The sequence below is a fragment of the bacterium genome, from assembly GCA_009926305.1.
Taxonomy (GTDB): domain Bacteria; phylum Bdellovibrionota_C; class UBA2361; order UBA2361; family RFPC01; genus RFPC01.
This window is the reverse complement of the sequence record RFPC01000032.1, coordinates 16046-29291: the sequence shown is the minus strand read 5'-3', so window position 1 is coordinate 29291 and position 13246 is coordinate 16046. Positions and strand designations below refer to the sequence as shown.

At 47.0% G+C, this 13246-nt stretch carries 10 protein-coding genes and 4 tRNA genes; 7 read left to right on the top strand and 7 right to left on the bottom strand.

Translation table 11 applies throughout. The features are described 5' to 3' along the window. Positions 1-171 precede the first annotated feature (171 nt). Positions 172-1617, bottom strand: a complete 1446-nt coding sequence (locus EBR25_06960; protein ID NBW40727.1) for a glutamine synthetase — start codon at positions 1615-1617, stop codon at positions 172-174. A 396-nt stretch (positions 1618-2013) separates the two neighbouring features. Between EBR25_06960 and EBR25_06955 the strand changes: the two genes are divergently transcribed. Together EBR25_06955 and EBR25_06950 are read left to right on the top strand one after the other, a co-directional pair. After that, the gene (locus EBR25_06955; protein NBW40726.1) at positions 2014-2550 is read left to right on the top strand and encodes a DUF3011 domain-containing protein; all 537 of its coding nucleotides are present in this window, start codon (positions 2014-2016) and stop codon (positions 2548-2550) included. Between the two features lie 92 nt (positions 2551-2642). Beyond that, on the top strand, positions 2643-4436 hold the full coding sequence (locus tag EBR25_06950) for a hypothetical protein (protein ID NBW40725.1): 1794 nt from the start codon (positions 2643-2645) through the stop codon (positions 4434-4436). Between the two features lie 98 nt (positions 4437-4534). Here EBR25_06950 and EBR25_06945 read toward each other — a convergent pair whose 3' ends face one another. Then, positions 4535-5161, bottom strand: a complete 627-nt coding sequence (locus EBR25_06945; protein NBW40724.1) for a flavin reductase family protein — start codon at positions 5159-5161, stop codon at positions 4535-4537. A 212-nt stretch (positions 5162-5373) separates the two neighbouring features. Between EBR25_06945 and EBR25_06940 the strand changes: the two genes are divergently transcribed. Then, the gene (locus EBR25_06940) at positions 5374-7167 is read left to right on the top strand and encodes a hypothetical protein (GenBank protein NBW40723.1); all 1794 of its coding nucleotides are present in this window, start codon (positions 5374-5376) and stop codon (positions 7165-7167) included. A 6-nt stretch (positions 7168-7173) separates the two neighbouring features. On the opposite strand, the gene EBR25_06935 is transcribed toward EBR25_06940, so the two are convergent. From EBR25_06935 to EBR25_06915, 5 genes are all read right to left on the bottom strand, one after another. After that, positions 7174-7872 carry a methyltransferase domain-containing protein gene (locus EBR25_06935; protein NBW40722.1) on the bottom strand — a complete coding sequence of 233 codons (699 nt, stop codon included), beginning with the start codon at positions 7870-7872 and terminating at the stop codon, positions 7174-7176. A gap of 128 nt (positions 7873-8000) precedes the next feature. Further along, the gene (locus EBR25_06930) at positions 8001-9233 is read right to left on the bottom strand and encodes a hypothetical protein (protein NBW40721.1); all 1233 of its coding nucleotides are present in this window, start codon (positions 9231-9233) and stop codon (positions 8001-8003) included. A gap of 102 nt (positions 9234-9335) precedes the next feature. Next, a complete protein-coding gene (locus EBR25_06925; protein NBW40720.1) occupies positions 9336-10859 on the bottom strand; it encodes a hypothetical protein in 1524 nt (507 codons plus the stop codon). Positions 10860-11034: 175 nt separating this feature from the next. Beyond that, a complete protein-coding gene (locus tag EBR25_06920; protein ID NBW40719.1) occupies positions 11035-11910 on the bottom strand; it encodes a hypothetical protein in 876 nt (291 codons plus the stop codon). Between the two features lie 166 nt (positions 11911-12076). After that, a tRNA-Ser gene (locus EBR25_06915) sits at positions 12077-12163 on the bottom strand. 120 nt (positions 12164-12283) lie between these two features. Here EBR25_06915 and EBR25_06910 point away from each other — a divergent pair. The 4 genes from EBR25_06910 (at position 12284) to EBR25_06895 (ending at position 13246) form a co-directional block, all read left to right on the top strand. Further along, a tRNA-Arg gene (locus EBR25_06910) sits at positions 12284-12357 on the top strand. 50 nt (positions 12358-12407) lie between these two features. Then, positions 12408-12494 (top strand) — tRNA-Ser (locus EBR25_06905). A 100-nt stretch (positions 12495-12594) separates the two neighbouring features. Next, positions 12595-12681 (top strand) — tRNA-Ser (locus EBR25_06900). A gap of 97 nt (positions 12682-12778) precedes the next feature. Continuing rightward, positions 12779-13246, top strand: coding sequence for a nucleoside deaminase (locus tag EBR25_06895; GenBank protein ID NBW40718.1), 468 nt, complete (start codon positions 12779-12781; stop codon positions 13244-13246).

Here is a 13246-nt window from a genome sequence, read left to right as displayed (position 1 = left end):
TAGCATACCACGTGCCGTAACGATCATCTCCCCCTGCTGCTTCCGCTGCGGGAGCGCTCCTTTCGCATGCCGTCTCTATCGGGAGGTTTTACGTGGGCAAGTTGTAAAACAGCCGCCCCACGAAGAAAGGAGCGGCCTTCGACAAAATTCCTATATCTAGCCCCTGAACTATTAGAACTGAGACCAGATATACTGATTCGTGACCTCGTGATGAAATCGGACTTCTTCTGTTTTTACGAGTGTTCCGAGTTCTCGAGGGCATCGGTGAGCCGAAGCAAGCTTTTGCTCGACAAACTTCTCTTTGTTCTCTTGCCCAAGGAGCTCTCCCACAAAGTTGCTCCCTTTGAAGTGTCGAATAGCATCGTAGATATTCCCAGGCAGAAAGCGGGTTCGCGAGCGACGGTTCTCTTGTACTTCTTCCTCGTTGACTGGCCCAGTCATTCCAGTTTTGATCAAAGCATAGAGTGCAAGATATGGGTTTGAATCTGGTGCAACAGTCCGAACTTCAATTCGAGCTGAATTTTTGTTGCCAAGAGGAATGCGCACCATTGAAGTTCTATCTACTGCCGAGGATTTAATCTGATTTGGAGCTTCGAAATTTGGATCGAGTCTCCGATATGCATTAACACTCGAGTTCAACGTGAGACAAATATCATTCGCGCTGTACAAGAGGCGATCGACAAAATCCCATGCAAGAGGAGAAAGCCCATCTTCACCATTCCCGTCAAAGAAGAGGTTTGTTCCATCTTTTGAGATAGAGATATTCGTGTGCATACCGTTTCCATTAATCCCTGCTACTGGCTTTGGAAGAAAGCTAGCAGTGCAGCCCATGCGAGCAGCAACTTGCCGTGCCATCAGCTTATAGAGTTGCACTTGATCCGCTGCGATCAGGGCATCGCAATACTTATAGTTCAACTCGAACTGAGATGGTGCCACCTCTGGATGGTCCTTTTCATTTTCAAATCCGAGTGCGCGTTGCGACTCGGCAAAGCTATCGATGAAAAGCCGTAAGGTGTCTGTCGCAAGAGAGCTGTAATATCCTCCCTTCGAAACAAGATCAAAACCTTCATGGCTTGTGTAGTTTCGCTCAGCATTCTCGCCTTTAAAGAGAAACCCTTCGCATTCAACAGATACGTTTGTCGTCAGGCCTTGACTCGAGCGAAGCTCTTCGAGGTAGTTCTTGAGCCGTCCGCGAAAATCACTGGTATATGGAGAGCCATCTCGGTCTTGAATGAGTCCAAAGCAGATTACTTTGCCCGCTGAGAAAACATCTGCTGGCACCCATCGGAACGATCCCCAGTCTGGCATCAGTCGAAGATCGGATGCATTAACCTGGGTGAATCCTCGGACTGAAGAGCCATCAAAGGTAAGGTTGTCGTATGATTCAAGGAGAAACTTCTTGTCATAGTCGAGCATATGGAGTTTTCCCTCTATATCGGAAAAACAGATGGTGACCGCCTTTAGACGCTTCTCGTCAGTGAGGTATTTCAGGTAGTGTTCTCGGAGCTCATCCGGATTGGTGTATCTCGCCTGACGCTCTTTCGCCTCGAGATTGAGCTCTTCCAGCTCTTCATAGTTAAAGGATAGGTGGTTTCTTAAATCTTCTGGATTAGTCATGCGTCCTCTTATGCTAAAAATAGAGTTATTTATGCTAAGTATACCATAATTTATGATAATGAAAGCGAATATTATTCTAAATACTATCATATTTATATTAGAGAGGTGTGAGTCTTATCGGGCACAATCAAACGCCTCAGATTTGTAACTCCCTGTAATTCCTCAAGACAATCGCTCTGCTGTTTTAGTGAATGAAGCTCATTGATGGGTGTGGGTTTCGGTAGGTGGGAAGAATTTGCGTGTGTTAGGGTGGTGTCTTTACGAGAGCGCGATACTCTTCGTTGGTAGAGGGGCGGCGCCGCGTGTCGTCGGCAATGGTCTCGCTGGCAACGGCCCTTGGTGCGCTCTCAACCGTGAGATTGTTCACAGATAACTTTTCAAGTAGGAGCGTGTGTTATGCTTGGTTCTATTCGTAGTCTTAAAAATTCCTCCGTCGTTGTTTTCTTGCTTATGATTTTTGTCTCGGGACAAGCAAGCCTTCTCCGAGCAGATGAGTATGTTACGTGCGAGTCTAAAAATGACAGAAGATCGTACTGTAATGTAAGCGGAATTCGGGACTCCAATATTGAGCTTGATAGAAAGCTCAGTAAATCACCGTGTATTGCAGAGCAAACATGGGGCACTGATAGCCGTGGAATCTGGGTAGATGGCGGGTGTCGCGCTGAGTTTCGAGTCACAAGGCGATATTCTAGCCATGGAGGAAGTTGGGGCGGACATAAGCATAAAGACTTGGAGTATGAGAGAGAAAAGCTTGAGCTAGAGCAAGAGCGTCTTGAGTTTGAGAAAGAGAAAGCGAAACACGAGGCAGCAACTGCTCAGGCTCCGGATGTTTGCCCGAAGGGTTTTCGTCCAGGTCGGTGTGAGAAACGGGAGCGAAAGAAGGGGTGTAAGGATATGAGAACTGAGCGAGGGCTTGGCTGCAGGACAAATTAGAGGATCTTCGCTCTCTGTTCTCTTCGTATTTTTAAGAGCCGTATTGCTGTACGGCAGACATTCTTCTGTGGTTAAGAACGAGATCTGAAACGATGAATGGGGGGCGGAAGAGTTTAAAGGAAGGCAAAAACCTCTCTCAAAAGGTGCGCTTCGGCCTTTCATTCTTATCCTGTGGCATCGGGCTTGTCGCTATCGCGCTACTGGTTTTTTCACGTTCTATTCTCTGGGGAGAATTTGTATTCGAAGATTTTAATCGTATGCGAGAAGGCTCTATGGGCATGGGGTCTTCCGCATCTGTATTGCATTTCCGCCCAATAGTTGTCCTCTCGTATTGGTTGCAATCGCAGTTCGAAGGAGCTATCACCCCACATGGAAGTGTTTTTTGCAATGTTCTCCTCCATGCCCTCAATACCCTGCTCTTGTATGTGTTCTTAACAAAGCGTTCCTTTCCTTCTCTTGTTTCTTGTAAGGGAAGAAGCCTTTCAGCCTCGTTTGGAGTCGCCATTTTATTCGCGGTAAATCCGATACACACGGAGGCTATTGTTAGTGGAATGGACAGTGGGCGTGCTGAGCTGCTCGCATTCTTCTTTGGCTTTCTGGGAATTTTGGCTTTTTCGCCGCAAAAACAGAGCCTATTGCCCTGGGTGTTGTTTTTTCTTGCTGCTCTTTCAAAAGAAAGTGGAGCGCTTTTTCCAGTTCTTGCTATTTCTTCCTCTTGGTTTCAAGGAGAGAAGCCTTCGTTTCTGAAGTGGATAAAGCCGTTTTGTGTCTTCATGCTCATGCTTTTCGTTGGGCGTTTGGCAGTGACGGGAGCTATTCTCCAGAGTGACGTCATTCACTTCGTCGAAAACCCTCTGGCTTCACTTCCTTTCGAAGAAAGGCTCTTCAATAGTATTTTTTTATTGGGCCGATACCTCGCGATTATAATAGTTCCCTTTCCACTGAGTGCAGATTATTCCTTTGCAACGCTTTCTCCAGTCTCGCTAAGCGGCGCTTCCTCGATCGTTTCATTCGTGTTTATTGGACTTGTTGCTACGATATTTTCTCTCGGAGCATTCATGCTTCGCACTCGTTCCATTGCTAGCTTTGCACTCCTTTGGTTCTTTCTCGCCTTTATCCTTACCGCAAATATTCTTTTTCCGATCGAAACAATCTTTGCTGAACGGCTCGCCTATACCCCTAGTGTCGCAGGGAGCCTCTTGCTGGGATGGTTCTTGCTGCTTGTGCGTGATACGTATCCTCGCAGTGCTGTCGGGGCGTTTAGTGTGGTCGTAATTGCCCTGACCGCCTTAACCATACACTATCAGGGAGCATGGCAAAGTAAGGAGAAGCTTATCGAGCGGCAGGTGGCGTTATTTCCAAATAGCGTAAAAATGCAGGTGAACTTAGCGGTTCTGAGGTCTGGGCAGGGCCACTTTGATATTGCAGAGGAAGCGGTAGAAAAAGCACTTTCGCTTTATCCAGCCTCATCAGATGCATTGCTGCTTCGAGCGCGTCTCTATGCCGCCCGTGGCGATAATAGTGGCGCAAAAGAGGCTTTGCAGACCGCACTCTTCCATGATCCGCTTCATCTTGATGTAATAGAGATGTTCGTAAATATTCTTCTCAAAGAGAGGCAGTTTGAAATAGCACTTCCCTTGCTAGATAGAGGGCTCAGTCAGAACCCTTTCCACGAAGGGTTACTGAGTGCGCAGTACAGATTCAAGGTAGCAACAGAGAATCTTGCTGGAGCATTAGAGGTTCAGAAAAAGCTTGAGGCCATTGGTTCTGATGATCCAGACTTTTTGAGGATCAGGGAGCAGATTCGCGAGTTAATGCGCGAGAAGATAGTTCTTGATGAACAATCAGTAAGTGAGAATGTTGTAACGCCGAGTTATCCCGAGTGACTTTTGAATCTGATCGCCTTCTTCTCTGATGAGGAGGAGCGATTGAGAATTCGGTAAGATTGACACCGCTTAAAATGACAGCGTAAGAGGACCGGGAGTTACGAAAGCTTCGGTATTCGACGATCAAACGTTTCTCCCCCTTTACTGTAGGTAGGCCCGCCGAGTCGGCTTACGGGAGCAAGTTTCTCATACAGAACGACACCATCTTGATAGCACTCTTCTTGAATATGAATATAGACAATTTCGCCGACGATAATTACGGCAGAGCCGGGGCTACCGTCCCCAACCGGAACACGGCTATAAAGTGTACACTCGAAGCTAACGGCTGATTCAGCGACTCGGTCGGGACGCACCACCTGAGACGGTACAGCGGTAAGCCCCACCGCTTCCATCTCATTTACACCGTAAGGATACTCGGCGGCAGCCTTAACAACTGGTTCGATAATCCACTCATTGGTTGTATTAACAACAAACTCCTCGGTTTCTTCAATATTTCTGAGCGTATCCTTCTTTGCCCCATCTCTTCCTATCGCACACGAGAACATAAGGCAGGGAGGTTTGCTTGATACTCCATTATAGAAGCTAAAAGGAGCAAGATTCCCGACGCCTTCGCTGCTGCATGTGCTCACAAGAGCAATGGGACGCGGGACAATTATGCTTACCATCAGTGTATAGATCTCGCGTTGTGAGAGAGATTTGGGATCTATGGCTTGAGTGGTGTTCATATTATCTATAGCGGGGTGGTTGTTACGAGCAGCATACCTACTCTCATTTCGTGAGAAAAGATGTATTCGGGGTGTAACATGACGAACGTGGAAAGGTTTGCTTATTCTATTTTTCTCTATTTCCTGTTTTTCATTTCATTAGGCATAATGTGGGCATTGGAGAAATGAGATAGTAAGCCTCATCTCACAGAAACGAGAAGAGTTAGGAGGAAGTGTTGTCAGAGCATGGGCTTGAATCAATCGCGCTAGTTTTATTTCTCGCTATCAGTGCACAGTGGTTGGGATGGAAGTTTCGGACCCCTTCAATTATTCTCCTTCTTGTATTCGGAGTGTTGGCTGGACCGATCTTTGGTCTACTCGAACCAGACGTAATCTTGGGAGATCTCCTTACTCCACTTGTCTCGCTTTCGGTTGGGCTTATTCTCTTTGAAGGCGGACTCAGCCTGCGGTTCGCGGAAATTCCCGGTCTGCAACGGGTTGTCTTTAGCTTGATCAGTCTTGGAATGCTCTCAACGTGGCTTATTGGAGCTTGGGCAGGATACCACATCCTCGGCCTTGATTTTCAGCTCGCGGTGCTTCTTGGTGCAATTCTTACGGTTTCTGGACCAACCGTCATTATCCCTCTTCTTCGAGACATTAGACCAAAATCGAATCTTGCCTCTATTTTAAAGTGGGAGGGGATTCTTATTGACCCTATCGGTGCGCTCCTTGCCGTTCTTGTCTTTGAAATTATTATGCATGGAGAGATTCTCTCGGCTCCGACGCATCTGCTCGGTGGAATCTTAAATACCATAATCATCGGTGGAGTAATTGGAGTCCTCGGGGCGTATCTTCTGATTTATCTCATACAGAGATTCTTACTACCAGATTATTTACAAAATCCCTTCTCGTTTTCACTTGTGATTATTGTATTTGTCTTAGCGAATATGTTTCAGCGAGAGGCAGGACTTTTTGCAGTGACTCTCATGGGAATTATCCTTGCAAACCGCTCAACTCTCGTAATCAGGCATATCGTAGAGTTTAAAGAAAATCTGCAGGTCTTGCTCATAGGAGTTCTTTTCATTCTCCTTTCCGCACGACTCGAGCTGAGCCACATACAGGAACTACAGTGGGGAAGTATTTTATTTCTCTTTATTATGGTTTTTCTTGCCAGACCTATCGCCGTTCTGATCTCAACCGTGGGCTCTGAACTGAAGTGGCGCGAGCGAATTTTTCTTGCATGGGTAGCACCCCGAGGAATAGTAGCTGCAGCGGTTGCATCACTCTTCGGACTTGAATTGGAGGCGGCTGGAGTAGAGGGGGGAAGTGCTCTTGTTGCCTACACCTTTTTTATGATCGTCAGTGCCGGCTTCCTTTATGGTCTCACCGCAGGAAGGGTTGCTCGTTTCTTAGGCGTGCAGCAGAACGCAGCCCAAGGGATCCTTTTCCTTGGCGCTCATCAGGCAGCGCGCTCGCTTGCCTTTCAAGTTCAAAAAGCTGGCTTTCGAGTTCTTTTAGTGGATACGAATTGGGAAAACGTTTCAGCAGCAAAACTCGATGGTTTGCCAGTATTTTATGGAAACATCCTCTCAGAGCACCTTGTTGAGGATATAGATCTTGATGGTATCGGACGTCTTTTTGCAATGACTCCGAACGATGAGGCGAACTCGCTTGCTGCTCTGCGGTTCAGTGAGCACTTTGGTCGAGCAGGGGTATATCAATTAGCCCGCGATGGAGGACAGGTTGGAGAGGTGACAAAATCTCAAGCACATCACTTAAGGGGCAGGTCATTATTCCGAGGAAATCTCACCTATCATTCTTTCCTTGAAGCGCTTGAGGGCGGTGCAGAGATGAAAAATATTTTAATCTCAGAAGAATTCTCCCTCTCTGATATAGAAGCAAATTATCCACGGCTCTTCGAGCCACTCATGGTTGTTGATGGTGATACGCTATCCGTAGTCACAAAGAATTTTGCAGCCCAACCAAGAGTCGGACAACGGATTATCGCTCTCGTAAGAGAGCAATAACCCCGATTAACGTGCTTTCTCGAAGATAATCCAACATCGAGAGAACTCCTCATCGGGAGACTCGTAAAACGGGCTATCGGCGATCTTCTTCCTTTGTTCTGAAAACGAGACTTCGTGCAGAGGAGTGAAGAGTTGGCGAACCGTTTGTCGCATAATTGGAAAAGGCGGATGTGAGGCTGAAAACTCTCCAACATCGAAGAATTCGAGAAAGAGCCGACCGTGTGGAGCAAGAAGTGACATAATCTTCTCTACATATTGAGCCCTTCTCTGAGGCTCAATTGCAACGAGCGCCGCACGATCATAAATGAGATCAAATTGTTGATCTATTGAACAGGCAAAGAAGTCCCCTTCGATTAATGAGAGTCTTTCTGCTTTCCAGGTAGTATGTGTAGAAGTGGTGGTTTTTTTGAAAGTCAGCTCTGAGAACAACTGTTCTCGCAATTCTCTGATTGGCGATGGGATGAGATCAATCGCGGTTACCGTGCATTGATGCTCATGGAGAAATTGTACTATCGGTGAATCGCCGCATAGTGGGACGAATGTGCGCAGAGAATTGTTCGGCAGGTCGTGTGATGTTACAGGAGCTCCTTCCGTCAAGCGCTCAGCAATATATTCAGGGATACGCTTTATGGCGAGGTCATCAGAGCCTTGATAGCTCCAAGGGGTATGAGCATTTTTCCAACAATCGCTCCAGTAATCGTTCATAGTTATAGTCTATCACTTCAGAGGGAAGAGTTGCTGAAGAAAGTCGCTGGTTCCACAAAATATAAGCGTTTGTATTTTGTGAATTCGAGTTTGAGGGATTGGCTGAGGTTTTTTCTGACAAGCGTCCCCTATGAGCTCCCATCAGAAAAAAGCGGTAGCGCAGACACTTTCTCGCAGATATCAGCAGGGTACCTGTGAGCTCTAGCGGTTCGAAGCCCAGCTTGGTAGCTCCAGACAATTTCATGGTCGGGAGTTACCTCAAAGATTCGACCAGGTACATCCTCAGATATCAACGTATTGCCATTTGCTAACCGCTGCGCTCTCCCTGCGGCTGCACTGTAGAAATCTGGACCATCGCTGTAACGCCATACTACTTCACGAGTTTGAGGATGAATCTCGAGAACTTCTGATTCTAATGTATCACGCCCATTATTGAAGATGAGAATATTGCCTGCTCCGGGTAGATCGCGTTCGATCATGATGCCCTCGTGACCGCCCGAAAGACGATCGTTAAACTCCCAAACAATCTCGCCAGATGAACGAGAGATTACCACCATGCTAGACCAGTTTCTGAGCGTGAGAATAATATTGCCAGGAGTAAATCTAGTATCCCCACTTTCGTGCCATTTATTTTCAGGGATGACCGAAATTCCATTCGAATGAGTCCAGTCAAAAACGCGGCGTTGATCCGTTATGCTCTCTGGTAATGGTTCGCATGGATTTTTTCCACACGAATTCAGATCAAGGTAATCATGGGCATTCCACTCCCACACGGTTTTCCCCTCTGGAGAGATTTCGCGAATGGTGTCGGTGCGAATTTTGGAATTTCTCTTTGCAGGATCTTCTATGCTCTGTTTGGCGCTTTTCGGCACGAGGCCCCGAAAGAGCACTAACGTATTCCCATTTTCAAGCCGTTGGACGTCATGGTGCGCTGGGCCTGGGGCCTTGTATTCCCAGACAACATTTCCGCTCCAATCATATTCCCGCACAAAAGGTCGAAGAGCATCCCATTTTTCTTGACTCCAACCCCATTTCGTTCCGTGCACTACGAGCGCATTACAGTTTGGAAGAAGTCGAGTTCTTGCGGCATCAAAATCCCAGGTTTTTACAACCTCTCCTGACATATTCACCAGTCGGGTTTTTGCTGAACCGGATTCTCCGAAGAGAGTGAAGCCTGGCAGAGCTTTCGTTGGGGACACTATGGCTTCGCCCTGCTGTTCCTGAAGCATCTGAGCAGCTTTTATATCTTCATTGCCTGGTGTAAGAGGCGTGTTCTCCTCGGTAAAGATCGCAACTGCAAAAAAAATGAGAACGAGGATGGATAAAAGAGCTAGCTTTTGATGCGAATTCTTTATGGACATAAATTTCTAGTCGGCTCAAGATTTATATTTGTACCCTAACGCTAAAGATACCTTGAGAAAAGGGCTACAGCGCACATTTCGGTACGAGGCAAAAATGTTTGTTCAAGGCGCGTCTTGAGATTTGAATACACGAAAGCCATCCGGAGCTGTTATTTCGCTTAGTTTCGACTCTTCTATAATATCTTCAGAGAAATACTTGTCGAATTTGTGGGTTTCAATAATCAGGCCGTCTACGGATGAATCTTGAGGAAGCAGGCGCATCTTCGGCCTCGTCATAAGCTTAAATTGGTCTACCTGTTGAGGGGAGAGCTTCTCGTCCATTCTAATCCAAAATTGATTTTCGAGGCCTGAAACAGGAAGGAGAGAGGTTTCAAATAGGAAGCCTGGCCACTGACTAATAATCCGCGAGCCTGGCGTAAACTGTTGGTTAAGAAACTCTGAAACCTCAGTAACGGTTGATAGGGTAAAGGTTTGACGGTTCTTTTGGTCAATGCCTTTTACGCCTTGCCCAGAAACAGTAAGTCTTTCGAATGTTTGGGGAAGCATAATGAGAGTTGTGGCAGTCAGAAGGGATAGCAGGCTAGTCGCCACCCACCTCTTCCAGGAGGCAGTCGCTACGCCAAGGATGAAAAACGGCATGCATGTTGAGAAGTACTGAAGGTGAATAGGGGTAGGAGTGAGATAGCAAGCAAACAAGACAAGACCGAGAGAGGTCGGGAGTGGCGGCAGCTTACCTTTACAGACCGCTACGAGAGCTATCACGCAGTTCAGCCAAAAGAGGAGAGGAAGACATGGGCTTCCGAAGGTATTCGTTGAGTCTAATCCTAACGCCCATCGTACAACCTTTACTTTTAGCTCCATTGCGATCTCGTGCGGACGGTGATTTCTGCTCAGATGGTAGCCCAGGTTGTTAAACCAGTATGAGGTAATGTCATGCAGCAGAAAGAGCATGTGTGGGAGCGCTGACAGCACGAGTCCGAATGTGAGGGCTTTCAAAGCCTTGAGACGGCTCGCGTTGGATACATGAAAAAAAACATAAATGAAATAAACAGGGATGAAAGCGAAGTAAAAGAGGCGAACTCCTATCGCGATTCCTAGGAGGAACCCGCTGATCAGTACGAGTCGAGGTATCAAGTGTTTGTCTGCATGATAAAGAGCGTAATAGAGAAGAGCACATGAGGCGATCAGGGGAGCGCCAGAAAAAACATACGTTTTACTCACCGTGAACCAATACAAAATCTCTGGTGCTGTAATAAATAGTGCTCCAGCGAGGAGTGCTATCGACAATGAGCGCACGCGCCAGAGGAATAAAAAGAGAATAGCGGCGATGCTAGAGGCCATACTTGCTGCAATTATCCGAGAGGTAATCCAGCTTTCCCCGAGGAGAGATATCCAAGTGGCATGAAAATATGGAAGTAGGGGCATTTGAGGGTAAAAGAAGTCTGAGTAGGGGAGCATGCCGTTTGCAACGAGTTTACCTGCTAACAGGTAAAATCCTTCGTCTGCCGCTATAAACCGGTGAAGAGCAATTTGGGAGAAGAGAAGAAAGCTTATCGCGGCGAAAAGAACCGTTACCGAAATCTTAATAGCAGTGGCTGAGAGTGGGATTCGCATGAAATAGAGCATAAAAAATGATTTCAACAAGCGCGACTACAATAAGCGAACTGTAGATAGTTTCATAGAGGACAAACGGGGTAAAATCATTTTGGGTATTGAATTCAAGATTGAGATCTCGAGATTTATCGCACATCAGACCACGTTCTATGGCTCTAGGCGCATTGCTGTAAAAAGATCTCGTCAACTAGATATACGGTGCTACGTGGGACTTCCAAAACTCCAGGGGCGACGATGGGTATCGCTGATCCCATGCACCTTCTCCTTTTTGAAAAACCCCAAGCTGAGCTAGTGCAATTGAGAAAGCGTTGACTCTGAGCGTATCCCTTTGATCTCTTCGTGTCGTTGAAGGAGGGAGAGAGGAGTGGTGGTACCACATGCAATCGGGATTGCCTCGATGAAGAGAAGTCCAGGCCCTAATAGGACAAACGGTGTAATGACCATCATGAAGAACTGCATGAGAATGAAGTTCCTCCGTCTTTTCTTGTAGGTCTAATTTCAGGAGTTCTTCGCGCCTTTTGCCATGAGGGAGTCGAGAGAGAATCTTTGTGATTTTACTTTCGGATCGGGCTTGTATCGCTTGTTCGCTCCTTTTCACCTCTTGGGTTAAGACCGAGGTCACCATGGATCGGCGGAGAAAAAACTTCATTCGTTCGGTCAGAATCGTCATGACATCAAGTTGATCGCATGGGGCCTGGAACGCCTTCCCTGCGAGTTCTGCGATGCGCTGGATCTCTTTCCGATCGTGTTCGATCATGGGAGTAATATCTTTCCATTCAAGCACGTTCTTATTTTTGAACTCATCCAGATGGAACACTTTTTTCTCTCCATCTCCGATATGATTTGCCAGTGATTTGCCAGGCACTAAGATTTTGGGAGTGCGTGTCAGATATTCCTCAATAGATTTCTCTATAATCGCTGATGCTTCTTTTGCTAACGGTGAACGTGGAGGTGGAAAGAGTGTCACCGCAGCGTTTGAGACTACACTTTTCTCTTCGTGTTGTGGCAGAGGAATTCCGCTGAGAGTAGCCCTTTCCCCCACAAGTGGCTTATGAATTTCCATCGTTCGTCTCTATAAAGCTCTACAGAAGACGTTATGGAGAGTTTTTAAGGATTGATGCATGAAAGAGTTCGAGAAGTTTGATCTGAGAAGAAAAAAAATGGTGTGAGAAGAAAAAATTAGTGCAAGAAGTACGCAAAATTAGGAGAAAATAGGGAATGAGGAGAAACGGAGGGAGAGGGATTCGAACCCTCGATACGCGTTAACGTATGCTGGTTTTCAAGACCAGTGCCTTCAACCGCTCGGCCACCCCTCCAGTTTTCACAGATATCTTTTATCTGCCTGAAAATACTAGACCAATGATGCCTCAATATGCAAGTCTTTGCCCTTTGAAGTCCGAGGCAAGGTTTGATACATTCGCGGCTTACATTGTTTAGCACCCTTAGCTCAGCTGGATAGAGCGTCTGACTACGAATCAGAAGGTCGGGAGTTCGAATCTCTCAGGGTGCGGTTCCTACCAAGAGACAAGGAAGGAGCATGGCCGATGTATTCAGATTGGTGGAGAGGTGACCGAGTGGCTGAAGGTGCTCGCCTGCTAAGCGAGTGTACAGGTAACTGTACCGGGGGTTCGAATCCCCTCCTCTCCGTTCAAGTTTTTTTCTGAATCGCGCAGCCCGCTTTCTGTAAAAGAGAAAACATTCTGTGTCAGTGGCACAGACTTTTCTTCTGAGTTTGATGGAGCTGTTTGGAGAGGTGGCCGAGCGGTTGAAGGCGCACGCTTGGAAAGCGTGTATACGTTAACGCGTATCGAGGGTTCGAATCCCTTCCTCTCCGTTCCCTTTTGTTTCCGTGTTGGTTTTTCTTGGCAAGGACCCGTGGAACCTCCGAGCGAATAATTTTGATGAACTCCGCAGCTTCACCCTTTTAACACATGAGTATAGAAGAAAAAGATGTCTCCTTCATGAAAGAAGCGCTTCGTCTTGCGCAAGAGGCTGCTGCTCGTGGAGAAGTTCCTGTCGGGGCGGTTCTCGTTCGGGAGAATCAGATTATTGCCTCTCATTCGAACTCGGTTGAAGCGGATCCTTCAGTGACCTCCCATGCGGAGCTTGGTGTCCTGCGTATTGGGGCCGAGAAGGGTCAGAATTGGCGGTTAAGTGATTGTACGCTGTATGTGACTCTTGAGCCGTGTATTATGTGTGCTTCGGCCATTCGGTTAAGCCGTGTTTCTCGTCTTGTATATGGTGCGCCCGATTTACGACTTGGCGGATTTGGCTCATATGTTGATATTTCAAAAGATACTGTATTTGGACCCCCTCCCGAGATAGTCTCTGGGGTACTGCAGGAGGAGTCTGCATACCTGCTGAGAGAGTTTTTTCGAGAGAGAAGAGGGGGGAGTTAG

What these genes read in the sequence shown, in the direction of transcription:
- EBR25_06950 (NBW40725.1), top strand. Translation starts at nt 2,643, where the DNA reads ATGAATGGGGGGCGGAAGAGTTTAAAGGAAGGCAAAAACCTCTCTCAA.
- EBR25_06930 (NBW40721.1), bottom strand. Translation starts at nt 9,233, where the DNA reads ATGTCCATAAAGAATTCGCATCAAAAGCTAGCTCTTTTATCCATCCTC.
- EBR25_06945 (NBW40724.1), bottom strand. Translation starts at nt 5,161, where the DNA reads ATGAACACCACTCAAGCCATAGATCCCAAATCTCTCTCACAACGCGAG.
- EBR25_06955 (NBW40726.1), top strand. Translation starts at nt 2,014, where the DNA reads ATGCTTGGTTCTATTCGTAGTCTTAAAAATTCCTCCGTCGTTGTTTTC.
- EBR25_06925 (NBW40720.1), bottom strand. Translation starts at nt 10,859, where the DNA reads ATGCTCTATTTCATGCGAATCCCACTCTCAGCCACTGCTATTAAGATT.
- EBR25_06960 (NBW40727.1), bottom strand. Translation starts at nt 1,617, where the DNA reads ATGACTAATCCAGAAGATTTAAGAAACCACCTATCCTTTAACTATGAA.
- EBR25_06935 (NBW40722.1), bottom strand. Translation starts at nt 7,872, where the DNA reads ATGAACGATTACTGGAGCGATTGTTGGAAAAATGCTCATACCCCTTGG.
- EBR25_06895 (NBW40718.1), top strand. Translation starts at nt 12,779, where the DNA reads ATGAGTATAGAAGAAAAAGATGTCTCCTTCATGAAAGAAGCGCTTCGT.
- EBR25_06920 (NBW40719.1), bottom strand. Translation starts at nt 11,910, where the DNA reads ATGGAAATTCATAAGCCACTTGTGGGGGAAAGGGCTACTCTCAGCGGA.